The organism is Zobellella denitrificans, assembly GCF_002407485.1.
GTDB classification, from domain to species: Bacteria; Pseudomonadota; Gammaproteobacteria; order Enterobacterales; family Aeromonadaceae; genus Oceanimonas; species Oceanimonas denitrificans.
The window spans coordinates 2,766,382-2,787,231 of the sequence record NZ_CP012621.1; the positions used below are offsets into that span (position 1 = coordinate 2,766,382).

At 63.6% G+C, this 20,850-nt stretch carries 18 protein-coding genes and 1 pseudogene; 9 read left to right on the forward strand and 10 right to left on the reverse strand.

Annotation, left to right across the window (positions count from 1 at the left end; translation table 11 throughout):
- The first annotated feature begins 207 nt into the window (after positions 1 to 207).
- Positions 208 to 993, forward strand: coding sequence for a type I methionyl aminopeptidase (gene map / locus AN401_RS13085; RefSeq protein ID WP_096779615.1), 786 nt, complete (start codon positions 208 to 210; stop codon positions 991 to 993).
- Positions 994 to 2,003: 1,010 nt separating this feature from the next.
- On the opposite strand, the gene icd is transcribed toward map, so the two are convergent.
- Positions 2,004 to 3,257 (reverse strand): NADP-dependent isocitrate dehydrogenase, encoded by a 1,254-nt coding sequence (gene icd / locus AN401_RS13090; RefSeq protein ID WP_096779616.1) that lies wholly within the window; start codon positions 3,255 to 3,257, stop codon positions 2,004 to 2,006.
- 216 nt (positions 3,258 to 3,473) lie between these two features.
- On the opposite strand from icd, the pseudogene rluE reads away from it, so the two are divergent.
- The 6 genes and pseudogenes from rluE to AN401_RS13120 all read left to right on the forward strand — a co-directional run.
- A pseudogene (gene rluE, locus AN401_RS13095) lies at positions 3,474 to 4,064 on the forward strand (23S rRNA pseudouridine(2457) synthase RluE); the annotation flags it as partial.
- Positions 4,064 to 4,519: an NUDIX hydrolase gene (locus tag AN401_RS13100; protein WP_094040485.1), complete on the forward strand. Its 456-nt coding sequence runs from the start codon at positions 4,064 to 4,066 to the stop codon at positions 4,517 to 4,519. The pseudogene rluE and the gene AN401_RS13100, both read left to right, overlap by 1 nt.
- Before the next feature lie 108 nt (positions 4,520 to 4,627).
- Positions 4,628 to 5,734 carry a tRNA 2-thiouridine(34) synthase MnmA gene (mnmA, locus tag AN401_RS13105; RefSeq protein ID WP_096779617.1) on the forward strand — a complete coding sequence of 369 codons (1,107 nt, stop codon included), beginning with the start codon at positions 4,628 to 4,630 and terminating at the stop codon, positions 5,732 to 5,734.
- Positions 5,731 to 6,354, forward strand: coding sequence for a high frequency lysogenization protein HflD (gene hflD, locus AN401_RS13110; protein WP_094041143.1), 624 nt, complete (start codon positions 5,731 to 5,733; stop codon positions 6,352 to 6,354). The genes mnmA and hflD overlap by 4 nt, the downstream gene beginning before the upstream one ends.
- 41 nt (positions 6,355 to 6,395) lie before the next feature.
- Positions 6,396 to 7,766 carry an adenylosuccinate lyase gene (purB, locus tag AN401_RS13115; protein WP_096779618.1) on the forward strand — a complete coding sequence of 457 codons (1,371 nt, stop codon included), beginning with the start codon at positions 6,396 to 6,398 and terminating at the stop codon, positions 7,764 to 7,766.
- Between the two features lie 149 nt (positions 7,767 to 7,915).
- Positions 7,916 to 9,064, forward strand: coding sequence for a ribosomal protein uL16 3-hydroxylase (locus AN401_RS13120; RefSeq protein ID WP_094041141.1), 1,149 nt, complete (start codon positions 7,916 to 7,918; stop codon positions 9,062 to 9,064).
- A gap of 107 nt (positions 9,065 to 9,171) precedes the next feature.
- Here AN401_RS13120 and AN401_RS13125 read toward each other — a convergent pair whose 3' ends face one another.
- Both AN401_RS13125 and pdxH read right to left on the reverse strand, forming a co-directional pair.
- The gene (locus AN401_RS13125; RefSeq protein ID WP_176442108.1) at positions 9,172 to 9,663 is read right to left on the reverse strand and encodes a GNAT family N-acetyltransferase; all 492 of its coding nucleotides are present in this window, start codon (positions 9,661 to 9,663) and stop codon (positions 9,172 to 9,174) included.
- A 14-nt stretch (positions 9,664 to 9,677) separates the two neighbouring features.
- Positions 9,678 to 10,313, reverse strand: a complete 636-nt coding sequence (pdxH, locus tag AN401_RS13130) for a pyridoxamine 5'-phosphate oxidase (protein WP_096779619.1) — start codon at positions 10,311 to 10,313, stop codon at positions 9,678 to 9,680.
- A 201-nt stretch (positions 10,314 to 10,514) separates the two neighbouring features.
- Between pdxH and AN401_RS13135 the strand changes: the two genes are divergently transcribed.
- Positions 10,515 to 10,766: a YfhL family 4Fe-4S dicluster ferredoxin gene (locus AN401_RS13135; protein ID WP_096779620.1), complete on the forward strand. Its 252-nt coding sequence runs from the start codon at positions 10,515 to 10,517 to the stop codon at positions 10,764 to 10,766.
- A 48-nt stretch (positions 10,767 to 10,814) separates the two neighbouring features.
- Here AN401_RS13135 and AN401_RS13140 read toward each other — a convergent pair whose 3' ends face one another.
- Both AN401_RS13140 and AN401_RS13145 read right to left on the reverse strand, forming a co-directional pair.
- Positions 10,815 to 11,993 carry an MFS transporter gene (locus AN401_RS13140; protein ID WP_157772276.1) on the reverse strand — a complete coding sequence of 393 codons (1,179 nt, stop codon included), beginning with the start codon at positions 11,991 to 11,993 and terminating at the stop codon, positions 10,815 to 10,817.
- Between the two features lie 128 nt (positions 11,994 to 12,121).
- Positions 12,122 to 12,616: an acyloxyacyl hydrolase gene (locus tag AN401_RS13145; RefSeq protein ID WP_096779622.1), complete on the reverse strand. Its 495-nt coding sequence runs from the start codon at positions 12,614 to 12,616 to the stop codon at positions 12,122 to 12,124.
- Between the two features lie 231 nt (positions 12,617 to 12,847).
- Between AN401_RS13145 and suhB the strand changes: the two genes are divergently transcribed.
- Positions 12,848 to 13,651, forward strand: coding sequence for an inositol-1-monophosphatase (suhB, locus tag AN401_RS13150; protein ID WP_094040094.1), 804 nt, complete (start codon positions 12,848 to 12,850; stop codon positions 13,649 to 13,651).
- 547 nt (positions 13,652 to 14,198) lie between these two features.
- Here the strand turns inward: suhB and AN401_RS13155 are convergent.
- The 5 genes from AN401_RS13155 to AN401_RS13175 all read right to left on the reverse strand — a co-directional run bounded on the left by AN401_RS13155 (position 14,199) and on the right by AN401_RS13175 (position 20,846).
- Positions 14,199 to 15,980: a DEAD/DEAH box helicase gene (locus tag AN401_RS13155; RefSeq protein WP_094040095.1), complete on the reverse strand. Its 1,782-nt coding sequence runs from the start codon at positions 15,978 to 15,980 to the stop codon at positions 14,199 to 14,201.
- Between the two features lie 125 nt (positions 15,981 to 16,105).
- Entirely contained in the window at positions 16,106 to 16,531 is a 426-nt protein-coding gene (locus AN401_RS13160; RefSeq protein ID WP_094040096.1) for a hotdog fold thioesterase, read from the reverse strand.
- 80 nt (positions 16,532 to 16,611) lie between these two features.
- Entirely contained in the window at positions 16,612 to 16,854 is a 243-nt protein-coding gene (locus AN401_RS13165) for a GlsB/YeaQ/YmgE family stress response membrane protein (RefSeq protein ID WP_096779623.1), read from the reverse strand.
- Between the two features lie 18 nt (positions 16,855 to 16,872).
- On the reverse strand, positions 16,873 to 19,929 hold the full coding sequence (ydiJ, locus tag AN401_RS13170; RefSeq protein ID WP_096779624.1) for a D-2-hydroxyglutarate dehydrogenase YdiJ: 3,057 nt from the start codon (positions 19,927 to 19,929) through the stop codon (positions 16,873 to 16,875).
- Between the two features lie 107 nt (positions 19,930 to 20,036).
- Positions 20,037 to 20,846 carry a helix-turn-helix transcriptional regulator gene (locus AN401_RS13175; RefSeq protein WP_096779625.1) on the reverse strand — a complete coding sequence of 270 codons (810 nt, stop codon included), beginning with the start codon at positions 20,844 to 20,846 and terminating at the stop codon, positions 20,037 to 20,039.
- Positions 20,847 to 20,850 lie beyond the last annotated feature (4 nt).

Sequence of the window (20,850 nt, forward strand, 5' to 3'; positions counted from 1 at the left end):
CAAACCGGCAGGCATGGCTGTCACGGCGCGCTTTATACCATGAAAGTGCGCCGCGCGCCAGTACGAGCGCGAGGCAAGGCAAGACCGCCACTAGAAGTTGAACCCGCTTGCGGTTACACTTTTGCCCCTTCAACGGCATGGCCGACAGCCGCCCCGAGCGACACGGATGCGACAAAACCGGGCACCCACATCACAGAGACGAGTTTAATGAGCATAGTCATAAAAACCCCGGAAGAAATAGAAAAGATGCGCGTGGCCGGCCGCCTGGCCGCCGAGGTGCTGGAAATGATCGAGCCTTACGTCAAGGCCGGCGTCACCACCGACGAGCTGAACCAGATTTGCCATGACTATATCGTCAACGAACAGCAGGCGATTCCGGCGCCGCTCAACTACCACGGCTTTCCCAAGTCCATCTGTACCTCGGTCAACCATGTGATCTGCCACGGCATTCCGTCCGACAAGAAACTGAAGGACGGCGACATCATCAATATCGACATCACGGTGATCAAGGACGGCTACCACGGCGATACCTCCAGGATGTTTTTTGTGGGCAAGCCCAGCATCATGGCCGAGCGGTTGTGCCGGGTGACCCAGGAATGCATGGAACTCGGCATCAAGATGGTGAAGCACGGGGTGCGCCTGGGCGACATCGGCGCCGCCATCCAGCAGCATGCGGAAGCCCACCACTACTCGGTGGTACGGGAATACTGCGGCCACGGCATCGGCCGTGAGTTCCACGAGGAGCCCCAGGTGCTGCACTACGGCAAGCCGGGCACCGGCGAAGTGCTGCAGGCCGGCATGTGCCTGACCATAGAGCCGATGATCAACGTGGGCAAACGCCACAGCAAGATGCTGGGCGATGGCTGGACCGTGGTGACCAAGGACCGCAGCCTGTCGGCCCAGTACGAGCACACCATACTGGTGACCGAGGACGGCTGCGAAGTGCTGACCCTGCGCAAGGACGACCATCTGCCGCGTATTATCAAGGCGTGAGGCGTGAGGCTGCTTAGCCAACGACCAACATGTCTCCAGCTTTTTTCAGCCTTGAAGGCGTACGCCGTCCCCTGGAGCGCAGGCGGCTCACCTGCCTTCCCGCGAAGCGGGAACCGCTAAACCGTTTGGTCGACTTCAGTCGACCAAACGCCACACCCAAGCCACAGGCGTAACCCCCAACGGTCGAATAAATTCGACCCTACAGACCCAATGCCACACCCACACCACGGCATGACACCCATGCGGGCGGGCCGCCCGCGCCCCAATGAACCGTGCAAAACCTCGGCTATAGCGGCGTACGCCGTACCCTGGAGCGCAGGCGGCTCGCCTGCTTTCCCGCACAGCGGGAACCGCTAAACCGTAGGGTCGAATTTATTCGACCGGACCACGGCGCCGGTGGCGGGACGGTCCACTGAAGTGGACCCTACGGACGGAGGTGTCTGTTGGGTCGACTTCAGTCGACCAAACGCCACACCCAAGCCACAGGCGTAACCCCCAACGGTCGAATAAATTCGACCCTACAGACCCAATGCCACACCCAAGCCACGGCGTCATACCCCAACGGTCGAATAAATTCGACCCTACAGACCCAATGCCACACCCACACCACGGCATGACACCCATGCGGGCGGGCCGCCCGCGCCCCAATGCCCCGTGCAAACCCTCGGCTATAGAGGCGTACGCCGTCCCCTGGAGCGCAGGCGGCTCGCCTGCTTTTCCGCGAAGCGGGAACCGCTAAACCGTAGGGTCGAATTTATTCGACCGGACCACGGCGCCGGTGGCGGGACGGTCCACTGAAGTGGACCCTACGGACGGAGGTGTCTGTTGGGTCGACTTCAGTCGACCAAACGCCACACCCAAGCCACGGCGTCATACCCCAACGGTCGAATAAATTCGACCCTACAGACCCAATGCCACACCCACACCACGGCATGACACCCATGCGGGCGGGCCGCCCGCGCCCCAATGCCCCGTGCAAACCCTCGGCTATAGAGGCGTACGCCCCCTCTTTACATATTCACCACTATGTCCTCGGCGAATTCCGAGCACTTGCGCAGGATGGCGCCTTCCATCAGCCGCTCGAAGTCGTAGGTGACCGTCTTGTTGGCGATGGCCCCTTCCATGCCCTTGATGATGAGATCGGCGGCTTCCACCCAGCCCAGGTGGCGCAACATCATCTCGGCGGAAAGGATAAGCGAGCCCGGGTTGACCTTGTCCTGCCCCGCGTACTTGGGCGCGGTGCCGTGGGTAGCCTCGAACAGCGCCACTCCGTCGCCGATATTGGCGCCGGGGGCGATGCCGATACCGCCCACCTGGGCCGCCAGGGCGTCGGAGATATAGTCGCCGTTGAGGTTCATGCAGGCGATCACGTCATACTCGGCCGGACGCAACAGGATCTGCTGCAGAAAGGCGTCGGCGATCACGTCCTTGACCACGATCTCCCGGCCGTTGTTCGGGTTCTTGAAGGCGCACCAGGGGCCGCCGTCGATAAGTTCTGCCCCGAATTCCTCCCGCGCCAGCTCGTAGCCCCAGTCCTTGAAGGCGCCTTCGGTGAACTTCATGATATTGCCCTTGTGCACCAGGGTGACCGAGTCGCGGTTGTTGTCGACCGCGTACTGCAGGGCGGCCCGCACCAGGCGGCGGCTGCCTTCGCGGGAGGCAGGCTTGATACCGATGCCGCAATCCTCGGGGAAGCGGATTTTCTGCACTCCCATCTCATCGCGCAGGAAGTCGATGACCTTTTGGGCCTCGGGGCTGCCGGCCTTCCATTCGATACCGGCGTAGATGTCTTCGCTGTTCTCGCGGAAGATCACCATGTCGGTGAGTTCGGGCTGTTTCAGCGGGCTGGGGGTACCCTGGTAATAACGCACCGGGCGCAGGCAGACATAAAGGTCCAGCTCCTGGCGCAGGGCCACGTTGAGCGAGCGGATGCCTCCGCCCACCGGGGTGGTCAGCGGCCCCTTGATCGCCACATGATAGTCGCGGATAAAGTCGAGGGTTTCTTCCGGCAGCCAGGTGTTCTCGCCATAAACCCGGGTGGATTTTTCGCCGGTGTAGATCTCCATCCAGCTGATCTTGCGCTCGCCGCCGTAGGCCTTGGCCACGGCCGCATCCACCACCCGCAGCATCGCCGGGGTGATGTCCACCCCGATGCCGTCGCCTTCGATAAAGGGAATGATGGGATCCCGGGGGACCACCAGCTTGCCGTCGGCATCCAGGGTGATCTTTTGTCCGTCCGTTGGCACCGTCACTTTTGATGTCATGGCTTTCTCCTGGCTTGTTGATATTGAATTATTACCGGAGCGCAGGCGGGTGGGCCGCGCTCCATTGGACGCACCGCACGCCACATAGGCCCTGGCATCATAGGTTAAAGATCCGGCTATTAATATTGGCCCAGTCACAGTTCCGGGGACCTGTCATTCGCCGGCCGGGGCGCACTCTGTTATGCTGAACCCCCTGTTTCATCAAGCATTTTCACCATGAAGACCAGAAGACCCCGTCCCGCACCCCGACCAAAGTCTAACAGGCCGCCGGCCGGGCCGCCGACCACGCTGCTGTTCAACAAGCCCTATATGGTGCTGTGCCAGTTTACCGACGGCGATGGCCGTCAGACCCTGGCCGACTATGTGGACGTGCCCGGTGTCTACGCCGCCGGCCGGCTGGACCGGGACAGCGAGGGCCTGCTGGTGCTGACCAACGACGGCGCCCTCAACGCCCGCCTGACCCAACCCGGACGCAAGACCGAAAAGACCTATTGGGTGCAGGTGGAGGGTGTGCCCACCGACGCGGACCTCGAACGTCTGCGCCAGGGGGTGGAATTGAACGACGGCCCCACCCTGCCGGCCAGGGTCCGGTTGATGGCCGAGCCCGCGGTATGGCCGCGGGTGCCGCCCATCCGCGAGCGCCAGGCCATTCCCACCAGCTGGCTGGAGATCAAAATCACCGAGGGACGCAACCGCCAGGTGCGGCGCATGACCGCCCATATCGGCTTTCCCACCCTGCGCCTGATCCGCTATGCCATGGGCGACTGGACCCTGGGCGAGCTGCAGCCCGGACAATGGAGGCAGCTATGAGCCATGCGGTCACCCTGGCGGTGATAGTGCGTGCCGGCGAGCGCTTTTTGATGGTGGAAGAGTGGCAGCAGGGGCGCATCATGTTCAACCAGCCCGCCGGCCACCTGGAGCCGGGCGAGGATCTGCTGGCCGGCGCCCGCCGCGAATTGCTGGAAGAAACCGGCCTTGCCCTGCCCATCGAGCAGGCGGTGGGCATCTACCAGTACCAGGCGCCGGACAGCGGCAAGCACTTCGTGCGCTTTACCTTCTGTGTGGAGGTGGCCGAGCCGCTGGCCACCCATCCCCAGGATCCGGACGGCGACATCATCCGCTGCCACTGGCTGACCCTGGCCGAGATCGAGGCCCTGGGCAGCCAGCTGCGCAGCCCGCTTATTCTCGCCTCGTTCCGGGATTACCTGGCCGGGGCACGCTTTCCGCTGGACGCGTTGAAGAGCGTGAGGGGTAAGGGGTGAGGCGTGAGGCGTGAGGGGTGCGCCTCCCCCCTTACGTCACAACGCCTCCCCCTGGCGGCATTTGTCTGGTAAAATGCCGCCCGTTTTGCTAACAGGTAACGGGCGCGTATGAGCGATAACAGTCAGCTAAAAGTGATTGTCGGCATGTCCGGCGGTGTGGATTCCTCGGTGTCGGCCTGGCTGCTGCAACAGCAGGGCTACCAGGTGGAAGGCCTGTTCATGAAGAACTGGGAAGAAGACGACACCGACGAGTACTGCTCCGCCGCCGAGGATCTGCGCGATGCCCAGGCGGTGTGCGACAAGCTCGGCATCGAGCTTCACACCATCAACTTCGCCGCCGAGTACTGGGACAACGTGTTCGAGCACTTCCTGGCCGAGTACCAGGCCGGGCGCACGCCCAACCCGGACATCCTGTGCAACAAGGAAATCAAGTTCAAGGCCTTCCTGGAATTCGCCGCCGAGGATCTGGGCGCCGACTATATCGCCACCGGCCACTACGTGCGCCGCAGCTTCGACGACCAGCCCAAACTGCTGCGCGGCCTCGACGGCAACAAGGATCAGAGCTACTTCCTCTATACCCTGAGCTCCCGGCAGGTGGCCAAGAGCCTGTTCCCGGTGGGCGAGCTGGAAAAGCCCGAGGTGCGCCGCATCGCCGAACAGCTCGGCCTGGTGACCGCCAAGAAGAAGGACTCCACCGGCATCTGCTTTATCGGCGAGCGCAAATTCCGCGACTTTCTGGCCCGCTACCTGCCCGCCCAGCCGGGCAACATTGAAACCGTGGCCGGCGAGGTCATCGGCACGCACCAGGGGCTGATGTACCACACCCTGGGCCAGCGCAAGGGCCTTGGCATCGGCGGCCTCAAAAACGCCACCGACGATCCCTGGTATGTGGTGGACAAGGATCTGGAGCGCAACGTGCTGGTGGTGGCCCAGGGCGATCATCCCCGTCTCTATTCCCATGGCCTTATCGCCCGCCAGCTGCACTGGGTGGACCGCCAGCCGGTCACGGCCCCCATGCGCTGTACGGTGAAAACCCGCTACCGCCAGGCCGACATTCCCTGCCTGGTGGAGCCGGTGGACGCCGACACCATCAGGGTGACCTTCGACAGCCCCCAGGCCGCGGTGACGCCGGGACAGTCCGCCGTATTCTACCAGGGCGAGGTCTGCCTGGGCGGTGGCATCATCGAAACCCGATTCAGTCAGGAGCAAGCGTGAGCAAGAGTCTGGAAAATCAAACCCTGGCCTTCGCCGGCATCTGCCAGGCGGTCAGCCTGGTGCAGCAGGTGGCCCGCCAGGGCAGCATTGAAGATAAAGAGGTGTTCAAGGCCACCCTCAACAGCATTCTGGTCACCGATGCCGAGCGCTCGGAAGACATTTACGGCGGTCATCCCCAGTTGCATCTGGGCTACCAGACCCTGATAGAACAATTGAGCACCGACAGCGCCCAGAAAAACGCCGAACTCACCCGCTACCTGGTGGGCCTGGTGGCGCTGGAGCGCAAGCTGGCCCGCCGCCGCGACCTGCTGTCCATGCTGGGCGAGCGCATCAGCCAGGTCAAGCGCCAGCTGCACCACTTCGAGCTGCTCGACGAGCAGGTGCTGGCCAACCTGGCGAGCATCTACAGCGACATCATCAGCCCCCTGGGGCCGCGCATCCAGGTGGCGGGCAACCCCGGCTACCTGCAGCAGCCCCTGGTGCAGCACCAGATCCGCGCCCTGCTGCTGGCCGGCATCCGCAGCGCGGTGCTGTGGCGCCAGCTCGGCGGCAAGCGCCGCCATATCCTGTTTTCGCGCAAGCGGCTGGTGGCCCAGGCCCAGGCCGCGCTGCGCTATTAAGCTATCCTTAGTTACCCCCCAACCTTCAGGAGTCCTTGTTCATGGAATTGTCAGCATTAACGGCCATTTCCCCGGTCGATGGCCGTTACGGCAGCAAAACTGAGGCGCTGCGCGCCATTTTTTCCGAGTTCGGTCTGTTGCGTTTCCGCGTGGAAGTGGAAGTCCGCTGGCTGCAGGCCCTGGCCGAGCATGCTGAAATCACCGAGGTGCCCGCCCTGTCCGCCGAGGCCAATGCCCTGCTCGACCGCATTGTCGCCGAGTTCAACGAGGCCGACGGCCAGCGCATCAAGGACATCGAGCGCACCACCAACCATGACGTGAAGGCGGTGGAATACTTCCTGAAGGAAAAGGTCGAGGCCCTGCCCGAGCTGGCGGCGGTGAGCGAGTTCATCCACTTCGCCTGCACCAGCGAGGACATCAACAACAACGCCCACGCCCTGATGCTGAAGGCCGCCCGGGAAGAAGTGATCGCCCCCTACTGCCGTGAGCTTATCGATGCGGTCAAGCAGCTGGCCCGCCAGTACCGGGACGTGCCCATGCTGAGCCGCACCCACGGTCAGCCCGCCTCGCCCACCACCCTGGGCAAGGAAATGGCCAACGTGGCCTACCGGCTGGAGCGCCAGTTCAAGCAGATCCTGGCGGTGGAGCTGCTGGCCAAGATCAACGGCGCCGTGGGCAACTACAACGCCCATATGTCCGCCTATCCGGAAGTGGACTGGCACACCTTCGCCGAGCGCTTCGTCACCCGCCTGGGTCTGACCTGGAACCCCTACACCACCCAGATCGAGCCCCACGACTACATTGCCGAGCTGTTCGACGCCCTGGCCCGCTTCAACACCATCCTCATCGACTTCGATCGGGATATCTGGGGCTACATCTCCGTGGGCTACTTCAAGCAGCGTACCGTGGCCGGTGAAATCGGCTCCAGCACCATGCCGCACAAGGTCAACCCCATCGACTTCGAAAACTCCGAAGGCAACCTGGGCCTGGCCAACGCCGTGTTCAACCACCTGGCCGCCAAGCTGCCCATCTCCCGCTGGCAGCGGGATCTGACCGACAGCACGGTGCTGCGCAACCTGGGCGTGGCGGTGGGCTATTCGCTTATCGCCTACCAGGCCACCCTCAAGGGCATCAGCAAGCTGGAAGCCAACCCCCAGGCGCTGGCCGACGATCTGGATCAGAACTGGGAAGTGCTGGCCGAGCCGGTGCAGACGGTGATGCGCCGCTACGGTATCGAAAAGCCCTACGAGAAGCTCAAGGAGCTAACCCGCGGCAAGCGGGTGGACGCCGAGGGCATGCGCGCCTTTATCGACGGCCTGGAACTGCCCGAGCCGGTGAAGGCCGAGCTTAAAAAGCTGACCCCGGCCAACTACATCGGCCGCGCCGTCAAACTGACCGACGAGCTGAAGTAACAGCGTAATGGGTTAGGTGACAGGGGTGAGGCGTAATCCTCACCCCTCACCCCTCACCCCTCACCCCTCACCATCATTCCCTTCCCCGCCGCGCCTTGGCATAATACTTCGCTATTCTTTAAGCATCCTTCCCACTCCGGCAGGCCCCCATGCACAGCGCACTCAAACTGGATATAGAACACTTTCTCGCCCACGACTGGCAACGCCGGCCGTTGCTGATCAAGGCCGGCCTGCCCGGTTTCGAGGATCCGCTCAGCCCGGACGAGCTGGCCGGACTGGCACTGGAGCCACACATCGAGTCCCGCCGGGTATGGCGCGAAGCCGGGCGCTGGCAGGCGGAGACCGGCCCCTTCGACAGCTACGATCACCTGGGCGAAAAAGACTGGACCCTGCTGGTACAGGCGGTCAACCAGTGGCATCCGGCGGTGCAGGACATCGCCGAGGAATTCCGCTTTATCCCCGGCTGGCGCTTCGACGACGTCATGGTGAGCTTCTCCACCCCGGGCGGCGGTGTCGGCCCCCATATCGATCAGTACGGCGTCTTTATCATCCAGGGTGAAGGCCGTCGCCACTGGCGGGTGGGCAAACAGCAACGCCTGAAGGAGTTTGCCGCCCACGGCGCCCTGCGCCATTGCGAAGCCTTCGAGGCGGAGATCGACGAGGTGCTGGAGCCCGGCGACATCCTCTATATCCCCCCCGGCTGCCCCCACGAAGGTTATGCGGTGACGCCGGCGCTCAACTATTCGGTGGGCTTTCGCGCCCCCGACGCCCGGGATCTGATCTCGAGCTTCGCCGACCACCTGCTGGCCCACGAGACGACCAGCCGTCGCTTCGACGATGCGGGCATGGCGCCGGCACGGGCCCACGGCCGTATCGATGCCACCGCCCTGGCCCAGGTCAAGGCGCTGATGACGGAGCTGCTGGATGACCCGGCCCGCCTGGCCGACTGGTTCGGCGAGATGATGTCGGAAGCCAAGCACGATCTGGATCTGGAGCCGGCCGAGCCGGCCTACAGCCTGGAGGAGCTGGTGCTGCGCCTGGATCACGGCGATCACCTCTATCGCCTGGGCGGCGTGCGCTGCTTTTATCACGAAGGCAGCGAGCAGCTGTTCTACCTGGACGGCGATCGCTACCAACTGGCCGAGCCCGATGCGGACGCCATCGCCCTGCTGTGCGACCAGGCCCGCATCTGCGGCCCGGAAGTGGCCTGTCTGAAGGATCCCAAGGTGTTGCTGGAAGTGCTGCTGCCGCTGGTCAACCAGGGTTACTGGTACTTTGAGGAAGATGAAGAGGAATGAGGCGTGAGGCGTGAGGCGTGAGGCGTGAGGCGTGAGGCGTGAGGCGTGAGGCGTGAACAGCCTATTCTTCTTTACGCCTCACATCCAACTCCTGGCACCTTACCGGCTTACGACAGCTCGTCGAAGGCGGGATGATAGGTCACCAGTCCCTTGGGCGGGGGCTGCTTCAGGGGCAACGCCATAAAGGCATCGCCTGCATCCGGGTAGATGCTGTGCAATTGCAGCTCACGCGCCGGCCTGAAGCCAAAACGGCCGTAAAAGGCCGGATCGCCCAGCACCACTATGCCGGCCCAGTCCAGCTCGTTGGCGGCGTTGATCGCCTCCTTGATCATCTCCGAGCCCACCCCCTGGCGCTGGCAGTCGGGCCAGACGCTCACCGGCGCCAGCCCCAGCCAGCCCAGGTCCTCGCCGTCGATCAGCACCGGGCTCATGGCCAGATGGCCGATAACGGCACCTTCGTATTCGGCCACCTGGCTGACGCTGATGGCGCCCTGCTCGCGCAATGCCAATACCAGATCCGCTTCGGCCGGCCGGTCGAAGGCGGCATACACCACTTCGTCGATATCGTCGCCGTCACCGGGACGTTCGGTTCTGAATATCAGCATAAGGACTCCTATGGCGCCAGTCTATCTATGGTCCAGCCGTCGCCGCTGCGTTGATAGAGAAAACGGTCGTGCAGGCGGTTGGCTCCGCCCTGCCAGAACTCGACACTGTCGAAGTGCACCCGGAAGCCGCCCCAGAAGCTCGGCAGGGGCACCTCGCCGCTGGCAAATTTCTGCTTCATTTCCAGGAACTTGGCTTCCAACAGGCCACGGGCGGAAATACGGGAAGACTGCTGCGATACCCAGGCGCCGATCTGGCTGTCCTTGGGCCGGCTGCTGAAGTACTTCATTACCTCGACCGTGGACAGTTTTTCGACCTGGCCGGTGATATGCACCTGCCGTTCCAGGCTGTGCCAGGGAAACAGCAGGCTGATGCGGGGATTTCGGGCCAGTTGGCCCGCCTTGCGGCTGCCCATGTTGGTGTAGAACACAAAGCCCCGTTCGTCCGCGTGCTTGAGCAGCACGATGCGCTGGAAGGGTTGTCCCCGTTCGTCCACCGTGGCCACCACCATGGCGGTGGGATCGGCCAGGCCGGCGGCGATGGCCTGTTTCATCCAGGTTTCGAACAGCCTGAGGGGCTCTGCCGGCAGATCTTTGCGGCGCAAACCGCCCTGCAGGTATTCCCGCCGGTAGTCAGCCAATTCCATAGATAGGGTCTCTCATGTATCGGAGGGTAGCCGCTATTGTGCGTTGACCGCCGGGGATTGGCAAGCCGGGCCACGCCTGTCGCCAGTTGAGCCTGAGGCCGGCCGTCCACACGACAAAGAGCCCCCGCCGGCGGCAAAAAATGCTAGAATCCGCCCCGTTCACCCCTTATCAGCCACCCAGGTCAACAAGAGCATTACACCATGGCGCTACTTATCACCGACAAGTGCATCAACTGCGACATGTGCGAACCGGAGTGTCCAAATGGCGCCATTTCCTTCGGCCCGGAGATCTACGAGATAGACCCGGCCCTGTGCACCGAGTGCGTGGGCCATTACGACAAACCGACCTGCATCAGCGTCTGTCCCATCGATTGCATCATCGAGGATCCCGAGCACCGGGAAAGCGAGGAACAGCTGTGGGACAAGTTCGTGCTGCTGCACCACCAGCCCTGAGGCTGAAGACCGGGGACCAGGCAATATAACCTCCCCGGTCCCGGCACCTTATACCCCGTGTTCCGGCAGGGCTTCCCGGCTCGGCATCAGGAACCAGGCCACCAACCCGGCAAAGGCCAGCAGCAGGCCACCCAGCACCAGTTGGTTCATCTCCGGCAAGCCCCCCTGAACCAGCAGGAAGAGGCCGCCCCCCAGGTTGGAGCTGCCGCCCAGCAGGGCACCGGCGGTGCCGCTGTGCTGGGGAAAGGGCGCAACCGCCTTGGAAGTGGCCACCGGGAACAACAGACCGGCACCGGCAAAATAGACACTGCCCCCCAGCACCAGGCCGGCCACGCTCAAGGCGGGCTCGAAGGCGGACAGCAGCACCATGGCCGCTCCCAGCAACAGGCCGGTGGTGGCAATCCACTGCAGCCGGGCGAGGGACCAGCTCGCGGCTTTCCAGGATGCCAGCATGGCGCCGGCGAAATACAGCGGCAGCGGCATAATGAACAGCAGGCTGATTTCGGCGCTGCTCAGGTTGCTCTGTTTGCCGACCAGCACGCTGAACACCGCCTCATAGAGGATGACGCCGGCGAAGGTGGCGATCAGCATGCCAAGCTGGCGGCGAAAGCCGGCATCGTGCAGCACATACTGATAGGCCGGCAGCATGGGCTGGGCATGGCGCCGCGCCGGTGGCAGGGTCTCCCGGAAGAAGAACACCATCACCAGGGTGATCGCCAGCCCCAGGCCCAACAGAAACCAGTACATGGACTGCCAGCCGAAGTACAGGTTGAGATAGCCGCCGATCAGCGGCGCCAGCAAGGGCGCCAGCATGATGCCCATGGAGACATAGCCGTTGTAGCGCACCAGATCGGTGCCCTCGAACTTGTCCCGCATCAGGCTGCGGCACAGGCTGCCCGCGGCCGCCGTGCCGGCGCCCTGGATAAAGCTGCCCAGCAAGAGCATGGGAAACACCGGCCAGGCCAGGATCAGCGCCGAACCCAGCATATAGATGGACAGCCCGGCCAGCAGGACCGGGCGTCGGCCAAAACGGTCGGACAGCGGGCCATAGATAAACTGAAATAATCCATATGGGATCAAGTAGAACGCCATCACCAGCGGCAGGCTGTCGCTCGCCACCTGCAGCTCGGCCGCCATGTCGCCCATGGCGGGAACATAGAGCGTCTGGGTCATCTGACCGGAAGCGACCATCAATACGGTGAGTAATACCAAGGACAGGCCCGACATGGCCGCGATCTCCAAAAAGTGCCCGGTCGGGCAGACTGTGACTTGGATCGCATCATAATGAATGGAGAGATTGACTGGCAATAGCGGCCTGAACGACCTTTTATAATGTCCAGGCCTAGATTTTCTAATCAGAAATTATAGCGGTAGCTGACGCCCCAGGAACTCAGGCCATCGTTCGGTTGCTTGATGCCCCCATTGGACAGGTGCCAGCCCTCCAGGGCCAGGCTGTGCTGCTCCAGCGCCACCCCGACGCCGGCCCGGCTGGAAAACTGGAACTGGCTGGACAGTTGGCGCCGACCGAGCCGGGTATCGCTGATCCAGGCCGGCCCCACCCCCAGGAACACGAAGGGACGGAACCCCTGGTTATCGCCGGACAGGTAGCGCAGGGTCGGCACCAGGCTTAGTTGCACCAGATCATCGTCGTCCAGCTCCCAGTAGCTGCTGTCGAAACCGACGCCATAGGCCAGTTGCCCCGCCCCCAGGCTGCGCCAGTTTTCCATCCATTCCACCCCCAGGGTGTAGCGATCCGCCCCGTCCCCGCTGCCTGCTCCGACCACCACCCCCACTTCCGCATAGGCCGGAACGGATAACAGCACAAAGGATAACAATATCCGTTTGTTCATGTTTGAGTCTCTTTTGTTGCCACCACTACATCAAAGATAGCTGGCTTTCCCGCCTCCGCGGGCGCCATTGGCCTCTCTTTCCATTTTTTTATCCGCTCCTGCGTATGAAGAGGCGCCGCCCAGGCGCCGGGGTTCCGCCGAGGGGCGCCATTTAGTCCTTGCCTGGCCCGGGTACGCTGGTATAATTCGCCGCTCAAATTTCGTTCTTTAACATCAAGTGGGTTCACTGATATGCATCCGATGCTGAATATTGCGGTGCGCGCTGCGCGTAACGCCGGTCAAGTTATCGTCAAAGGTTTCGCCAATCCGGACAACCTGGAAAGCCGCCAAAAAGGCCAGAACGATTTTGTTACCAATATCGATCTTGATGCGGAAAACGCCGTGGTAAACACCATCCGCAAGTCCTACCCGGAGCACACCATTATCGGTGAAGAGTGTGGCGAGCTGACCGGCAGCAATCCGGACTATCAGTGGATCATCGACCCCCTTGATGGCACCACCAACTTCATGAAAGGCATTCCCCACTTCGCGGTGTCCATCGCCCTGCGGGTGAAGGGCCGTACCGAACAGGCGGTGGTCTACGATCCCATTCGTGATGAACTCTTTACCGCCAGCCGCGGTGCCGGTGCCCAGTTGAACGGCTACCGTATCCGCACCGGCAAGGCCAAGGATCTGTCCAATACCGTGCTGGCCACCGGTTTCCCCTTCAAGCAGAAACACCAGGCCGACGCCTACCTGGCCATGTTCAAGGCCATGTTCCTGCAGTGTGCCGATATCCGCCGCGCCGGCGCCGCCAGCCTGGATCTGGCCTATGTGGCCGCCGGCCGGGTGGACGGTTACTGGGAGCTGGGCCTCAAGCCCTGGGACTCCGCCGCCGGCAGCCTGATCGCCCGGGAAGCGGGCGCCATCGTCACCGACTTCGTCGGCGGCCACAACCATGAGCGCAGCGGCAATGTGGTGTGCGCCAACCCCAAGGTGCTGAAGGCGATGCTGGCCAGTATTCGCGAGCACCTGCCGGAATCCCTGGCCAACTGATGCGCTTCGGCTGATCTCAAGCCCCGCTCCGGCGGGGCTTTTTTGTGCGCGTCGTTCGGCGTTAGGCGTGATGGAGCGACGTACCCGCTAGAGCCGAGGTATGGCACGGGCTAATGGAGCGCGGGCGGCCCGACCGCATGGAAGTTGCACCTTTGCCGAGTGGATGCACAGGGCATTGGAGCGCGGGCGGCCCGCCCGCATGGAAGTTGCACCTTTGCCGAGTGGATGCACAGGGCATTGGAGCGCGGGCGGCCCGCCCGCATGGGTGTTATGCCCATTGCTTGGGTGTGGTTGGTGGGCCCAAGGGTTCCCGCTACGCGGGAAAGCAGGCGAGCCGCCTGCGCTCCAGGGCGGTGTACGCCTTCAAAGCCAAGGGAACATGGGAGCAACTCGGTGGTTCGGCACTCGCCTCGAAGAGGAAAGCCCCTTTCCCCTCACGCCTCCACGCCTCCACGCCTCCACGCCTCCACGCCTCCACGCCCGTGATAAAACAAAAAAGCCCGCCGGGAATACCGGCGGGCTTTTCAGACCTGGCGCAAAACGGCGGTTAGCCGTTCAGGCGCTTGTCGTTGCGACGGGGGCGGAACTTGCCGCCGCGGTCGTCGTTGTTGCCGCGGAAGCTGCGACGGGGCAGCGGGCCGCCTTCGTACTTGGCCAGGTTCAGCGGACGCTGGCAGACGCGCACCTTCTGCAGCACCTGCTGGATCTCGGCCGGGATGCCCTCGGGCAGGTCCACGGTGGAGAAGTCGTCGTGGATCTGGATCTGGCCGATGTAACGGGATTCCAGATCCGCCTCGTTGGCGATGGCGCCGACCAGGTGGCCCGGCTTGACGCCGTGCACCCGGCCCACGTCGACGCGGAAGGTTTCCATCACCACGCCGGAGACATCGTCCTTGCCGCCCCGGGCGGCGCGGGGACGATCGGCACGCTCGGCACGCTCGAAGCGCTCGCGGCCACCGTCACGGCTTTCACGCACGTCGGGGCGGCGGGCCGCCATCGGCCGGTCTTCCACGAACAGCGGGCGGTCGCCTTGCAGCAGGCGGGCCAGGCCGGCCGCCAGCTGGGCGGTGTCCATGCCGTCGGCCTGCAGTTCGTCGATCATCGCCACGAAGGGGGCCAGGGCCTGCTCGTCGGCTTCCACGCTGGCACGGATGCGGGACTTGAAGCGCTCGGCACGGATCTTGTTGATGTCGTCGGCGGACGGCATCTGCATTTCTTCGATCGGCTGGCGGGTGTGGCGCTCCAGGTTGAACAGGTTGCGCTTTTCACGACCGGTCACGAACAGGATGGCGTCGCCCTCGCGACCGGCACGGCCGGTACGGCCGATGCGGTGCACATAGGACTCGTTGTCGTGGGGCATGTCGAAGTTGACCACGTGGCTGATACGCTCCACGTCCAGGCCACGGGCGACCACATCGGTGGCCACCAGTACGTTCAGGCGACCGTTTTTCAGGCGATCGACCACCTTCTCGCGCAGCTTCTGGGGAATATCGCCGTGCAGGGCTTCGCAGGCATGGCCTTCGCGCACCATCATCTCGGCCAGATCTTCGGCATCCTTGCGGGTACGCACGAACACCAGCATGGCGTCCATCTCTTCGGTTTCCACCAGGCGGCACAGGGCCTCGTGCTTGCTCATGCCGCGCACGAACCAGTAACGCTGACGGATGCTGGCATTGGTGCGGGTCTTGTTGGCGATACGCACTTCCTGGGGATCTTTCAGGTATTTCTGGGCCACGCGCTGGATGGCCGGCGGCATGGTGGCGGAAAACAGGGCGATCTGGCGGCTCTCGGGCGTGTGCTCCAGGATCCACTCGACGTCGTCGATAAAGCCCATGCGCAGCATTTCGTCGGCTTCGTCCAGCACCAGGGCCTGCAGGTTGTCGAGCTTGAGGGTGCCGCGACGCATGTGATCCATGACCCGGCCCGGGGTACCGACGATCACGTCGACACCACGCTTGAGGGCGCGGATCTGGCTGTCGTAGGCCTGGCCACCGTAGATGGACAGGATGCGAATGTCTTTCTGGTACTTGGCGTAGTTTTCAAAGGACTCGGCCACCTGGATGGCGAGTTCACGGGTCGGCGCCAGCACCAGCACCTGGGGATAGGCATTGCCGCCGCTGATACGGCTCAGCATCGGCAGGGCGAAGGCGGCGGTTTTGCCGGTACCGGTTTGCGCCAGACCCAGCACGTCCCGCCCGGTCAGCAGGGTGGGGATGGCGGCGGCCTGGATGGCAGAAGGCTGCTCGTAACCGGCATCGGTCAGAGCTTGAAGAACGGCAGGCGCCAGGCCGAGGTCAGCGAAAGCAGGTACAACAGAAGTATTTGTCATTTAACAGTTCCGAAATAAATAAAATGTCGGCGGACTGATACAGTAAAAGGCCAGGGACAACCCATTGCTCACCGGGGGTGAGGGCTTCCCTTCACACAGTGTGTGTCACACAAAGATTCACAAGGCTAATCTGGCCGTTTTTGTCTCAACACCGCCATGGTCAACCGGCTGGTACAAACCAGTCGATCTTTCTCATCATGGATGTCGATCTGCCAGACTTGTGTCGTCGCGCCCAAATGGAGGGGACGTGCGGTACCTATGACAAGGCCGCTTCGCTTGGCGCGGACGTGATTTGCGTTAACCTCCAGACCAACGCAATAATAACCCGCTTCAACGCACATATTGGCAGCTACTGAACCCAGGGTCTCGGCCAGCGCTACGGAAGCGCCGCCATGTAACATGCCAAGAGGCTGGTGGGTGCGATGGTCGACCGGCATACTGCCGCGCAGATAATCGTGACCCACGTCACAAAAGGTCATGCCCAACTGGGCTGCGAGCGTATTCTCTGACAGTTGGTTCAAAGAGTCCAGTGTAAATTCACGTTTCCACATAAAAGACGCAATTTGAAGTGAGGCGTTAGGCGTTAGGCGCCTCACGCCCAACGCCTCTCCCCTCAGGCTTCACATCACCGCTAACGCCGGGCGATTTTGCCGACCACGAAGATCAGCAGCACGGCGCCGATCACCGACATCACCAGCGAGCCGATGATGCCGGTGGCGGCCAGCCCCAGCAGGCGGAACACCAGGCCGCCGAGAAAGCCGCCCACCAGGCCGACGACGATGTTGCCGAGCAGGCCGAAGCCCTGCCCTTTCATCAGGTTGCCCGCTATCCAGCCGGCCAGGCCGCCGATGATCAACCCCCATAACAGACCCATATGCTTCTCCTTATTGCCTTACGTCAACAAGCTTAGCAGAGCCTGCACCGGATGCTTGACCGGCTGCCCTTCCATCCGCTTGACCTGGCTGCGGCAGGAGAAGCCGGTGGCCAGGCAGCGTTCCCGGGGCAACCTGCCCATGGGCTCGGCCCAGCTCAGGCCATAGAGGGTCCTGGAGCCTTCCAGGTTCCTGGTTTCGTGGCCGTAGGTGCCGGCCATGCCGCAGCAACCCACCGCCACCGGCTCGAGCCGGGCGCCCAGGTGGCCGAAGATCCTGCCCCAGTCCTGGTGGGTGGCGGGCTTGGCGGTCTTTTCGGTGCAGTGGGCGAACAGGTACCAGGGCTCGCCGGCCGGCTGCCGGGCCGGGATTTGCTCCAGCACCCGCAGCAGCCACTCCTGGGGCAGCAGCACCTCGAAGTCGCCCCGGGCCGGGCCCAGGATCTTGTCGTATTCGTCCCGGTAGCAGAGCACCAGGGAGGGATCCACCCCCATCATGGGAATGCCGAGCCGGGCCAGCTGGTTGAGGAACTGGGCGCTGTCGGCGGCCATGGCGGCGAAACGGCGCAAAAAGCCTTTCACATGAGCCGCCTTGCCGTTGGGCTTGAACGGCAGCACCACCGGCGCGAAGCCGAGCGCCGTGGCCAGGCGCACCAGATCGAACACCACCTGGGCATCGTAGAAGGAGGTGAAGGGGTCCTGCACGATAAGCACGGTTTTCGCCTTCTGCTCCGCGCTCAGGCCCTGCAGCCGGGCCAGGTCGAACTGGCCGGCCGGGCCGTCGGCCAGCAGGGTCTTGAGGCTGGGGTTGCTCACCAGCGGCATGTCCACCATGCCAAGCCAAGAGGCGGCGGCGCGCTTGACCCACTGTTTTTTCATCACCGGGTTGACCAGGCCCGGGGCTTTCGCCATCCAGGGGGTGTAGCTTTCCACCCAGGACACCAGGTAATCCTTGGGCGGGCGCTGGTAGCGCTGGTGGTAGAGCTGCAGGAAGCGGGCGCGGAAGGTGGGCACGTCCACCTTGATCGGGCACTGGCTGGAGCAGGCCTTGCAGGCCAGGCAGCCGTCCATCGCCTCCTTCACCTCGTGGGAGAAGTCGTATTCGCCCCGGCGCCTGGCCAGGGTGTGCTTGATGCGCTCCACCATGCCCTTGACGCTGGTGCCCCGGCTCATCACCGCCGCCTCTTCGGCCATGGGATCGAAGCCCTGGGCCGAGAGCTGGCGCAGCCATTCCCGCACCAGGCCGGCCCGGCCCTTGGGGGAGTGGCGCCGGTCGGCGGTGAGCTTCATCGAGGGGCACATGGGCGAGCGCACCTCGAAGTCGAAACAGAGCCCGTTGCCGTTGCAGTCCATGGCCTGGGTGAAGCCGTCACGCACGTGCACCGGGATCTGCCGGTCGAAGAAGCCGCGCTTGGTGGCATCCACCGACACCAGTTGCTCCAGGCTGTCCAGCGGGGTGCAGATCTTGCCCGGGTTGAGACGGTTGAAGGGATCGAAGGCCGACTTGATGCGGCGCAGCTCGGTAAAGAGCGTTTCGCCGAAGAACACCGGGCTGTATTCAGAGCGGTAGCCCTTGCCGTGCTCACCCCACATCAGGCCGCCGTATTTGGCGGTGAGGGCGTTGACTCGGTCGGAGATGCGGCGCAGCATCACCTCCTGCTCAGGGTCGGTCAGGTCCAGCGCCGGGCGCACGTGCAGCACGCCGGCGTCCACATGGCCGAACATGCCGTACTGCAGGCCATGGTCGTCGAGCAGCTGGCGGAATTCCATGATGTAGTCGGCCAGGTGCTCGGGCGGCACCGCGGTGTCCTCCACGAAGGCCACCGGCTTCTTGCGGCCCTTGGCGTTGCCGAGCAGGCCCACCGCCTTCTTGCGCATGGCGTAAATGCGGTTGAGGGAGGCCAGATCGTCGCACCGCTGGTAGCCGATGATGCCCGCCTCGCCCCGTTTGATAAGCTCGTCGAGCCGGGCGCAGAGGGCCTCGACCTTGTCGCGCTGGGCGACTTCGTCCTGGTCGGCGTACTCCACCATGTTGAGGCCGTCCATCACCTTGCCCGGCACGTCCTGAATAAGATCGCTCACCGAGTGCCAGATGATGTCTTCCCGCGCCAGGTTGAGCACCCTGGAGTCGACGGTTTCCACCGACAGCGCCTTGGCCTCCACCATCAGCGGGGCGTTGCGCAGGGCGGACTGGAAGCTGTCGTACTTGACGTTGACCAGGGTACGGTACTTGGGAATGGGGGTCAGATCCAGCCAGGCTTCGGTGATAAAGGCGAGCGACCCCTCGGAGCCGCACAGGATACGGGTCAGATCCAGGGTATGGGTATGCTTGTCGTAAACATGTTTGAGGTCGTAGCCGGTCAGGAAGCGGTTGAGTTTGGGGAAGCGCCGCTCTATCTCGCCCGCGTGCCCGGTGACGCTGTGGTAGACGCAGCGGTACAGCTCCCCTTCCCGGCTGTCTTCCTCGAGCTTCTGGTCCAGCGCCTCGCCGGACACCGGCCCGGTTTCGATAAGGGTGCCGTCCACCAGCACGGCGGTCACCCCCAGCACGTGATCCGAGGTCTTGCCATAGACCAGGGAACCCTGGCCGGAGGCGTCGGTGTTGATCATGCCGCCGATGGTGGCCCTGTTGCTGGTGGACAGATCCGGCGAGAAGAACAGATCCTGGGGGGCCACCAGCTGGTTGAGCTTGTCCTTGACCATGCCGGTCTGTACCCGTACCCGGCGCCCCTCGGCATCCAGGGTCAGCAACTGGTGCATATGGCGGGACAGGTCGACCACGATGTTGTCGTTGAGCGACTGGCCGTTGGTGCCGGTGCCGCCGCCCCGGGGGGAGAAACGGATATCCCTGTAGGCCTCCTTGCCGGCCAGGGTCAGCATCACCACCAGATCCTGGCTGGAGCGGGGAAACACCACCGCCTGCGGCAGGCACTGGTAAACGCTGTTGTCGGTGGCCACCGCCAGCCGGCTGGCGTAACCGCGCTCTATGTCTCCGCGAAAACCGCTGTCGGCCAAGGCCTCGAGAAACGAAAAATAGGTGGGGTTTATCTGCTGCTGCAGATCAATCCTTGGGATCATAACGATCTGTCCCCTTTGAATCCTGTATCAGTGCGCCCAGAAGAGGCGGCCATTATACACGCCTATGGGCCCCGGGGGCGAGGGGCTACTGTTGCCTGCCGACGGCCTTATCCTTCCCTTCGACCGGACTCGCCGTCACCGGTGATCAGGTGGTTGAGAAAAAGCGCGAACAGCGCTGCCCGCGAGTCCACCCCGAACTTGGCGTACAAATGCTTGCGGTGGTTTTTGACCGTGCCCTCGCCGATGCCGAGCCCGGCGGCGATGGCGCCGTTGTCGAGGCCCTGTACCAGCAAGGAAGCCACCTGTCCCTCGCGCCGGGTCAGTCTGGCCCGGCCGAAACTGGCCAGGGCCGCCTGCACCCGGCGGTCCATGTCGGCCGCACCGGGCGGCGACAGCGCCAGCGGACCGATGCCACCGGGCCAGTGCCGCCGGCACAGGGCCCCCAGCAAGGGGAGACGGCGGCGCAGCTCCGCCTGCTCCGCCGGGGTGAAGGGTCTGGCCTGCAGGCGGCCAAAAAAGATCATCAGCCACTGGCCGTCGTTGAGCCTGATCACCAGCCCCAGCTCCTCCTGCCAGCCGGTGTCCCGATAGAAGGCCGCCAGATAATGGGGCGCCATGCCCTGCGCCGCCGCCAGTGCGCGCAGCGAGTAGACGCCCTCGGCCAGGCCGGCGCTCAGCGCCCGGCAGAAGGGATCCTCGGTGTAAAGGCCGTTCAGGTACTGCTGAAACAGCAGCTCGCGCCGATGCCGCAGGTTGTCGTACAGATACAGCGCGCGGCCCCCGGTGCGATAGCCCACCATCAGCAGGCAATCGCACCCGAGCAGGGCTTCCAGCAGGCGGGCCAGCGCCCGGGAAAAGGCGGCACCGCCCAAGGCATCGATCGCCCTGGCCAGCAGGGCTTCGTCCAGGTCTTTCATCGCT

What these genes read in the sequence shown, in the direction of transcription:
- map (WP_096779615.1), top strand. Translation starts at nt 208, where the DNA reads ATGAGCATAGTCATAAAAACCCCGGAAGAAATAGAAAAGATGCGCGTG.
- icd (WP_096779616.1), bottom strand. Translation starts at nt 3,257, where the DNA reads ATGACATCAAAAGTGACGGTGCCAACGGACGGACAAAAGATCACCCTG.
- AN401_RS13100 (WP_094040485.1), top strand. Translation starts at nt 4,064, where the DNA reads ATGAGCCATGCGGTCACCCTGGCGGTGATAGTGCGTGCCGGCGAGCGC.
- mnmA (WP_096779617.1), top strand. Translation starts at nt 4,628, where the DNA reads ATGAGCGATAACAGTCAGCTAAAAGTGATTGTCGGCATGTCCGGCGGT.
- purB (WP_096779618.1), top strand. Translation starts at nt 6,396, where the DNA reads ATGGAATTGTCAGCATTAACGGCCATTTCCCCGGTCGATGGCCGTTAC.
- AN401_RS13120 (WP_094041141.1), top strand. Translation starts at nt 7,916, where the DNA reads ATGCACAGCGCACTCAAACTGGATATAGAACACTTTCTCGCCCACGAC.
- pdxH (WP_096779619.1), bottom strand. Translation starts at nt 10,313, where the DNA reads ATGGAATTGGCTGACTACCGGCGGGAATACCTGCAGGGCGGTTTGCGC.
- AN401_RS13135 (WP_096779620.1), top strand. Translation starts at nt 10,515, where the DNA reads ATGGCGCTACTTATCACCGACAAGTGCATCAACTGCGACATGTGCGAA.
- AN401_RS13140 (WP_157772276.1), bottom strand. Translation starts at nt 11,993, where the DNA reads ATGTCGGGCCTGTCCTTGGTATTACTCACCGTATTGATGGTCGCTTCC.
- AN401_RS13145 (WP_096779622.1), bottom strand. Translation starts at nt 12,616, where the DNA reads ATGAACAAACGGATATTGTTATCCTTTGTGCTGTTATCCGTTCCGGCC.
- suhB (WP_094040094.1), top strand. Translation starts at nt 12,848, where the DNA reads ATGCATCCGATGCTGAATATTGCGGTGCGCGCTGCGCGTAACGCCGGT.
- AN401_RS13155 (WP_094040095.1), bottom strand. Translation starts at nt 15,980, where the DNA reads ATGACAAATACTTCTGTTGTACCTGCTTTCGCTGACCTCGGCCTGGCG.
- AN401_RS13160 (WP_094040096.1), bottom strand. Translation starts at nt 16,531, where the DNA reads ATGTGGAAACGTGAATTTACACTGGACTCTTTGAACCAACTGTCAGAG.
- AN401_RS13165 (WP_096779623.1), bottom strand. Translation starts at nt 16,854, where the DNA reads ATGGGTCTGTTATGGGGGTTGATCATCGGCGGCCTGGCCGGCTGGATA.
- ydiJ (WP_096779624.1), bottom strand. Translation starts at nt 19,929, where the DNA reads ATGATCCCAAGGATTGATCTGCAGCAGCAGATAAACCCCACCTATTTT.
- AN401_RS13175 (WP_096779625.1), bottom strand. Translation starts at nt 20,846, where the DNA reads ATGAAAGACCTGGACGAAGCCCTGCTGGCCAGGGCGATCGATGCCTTG.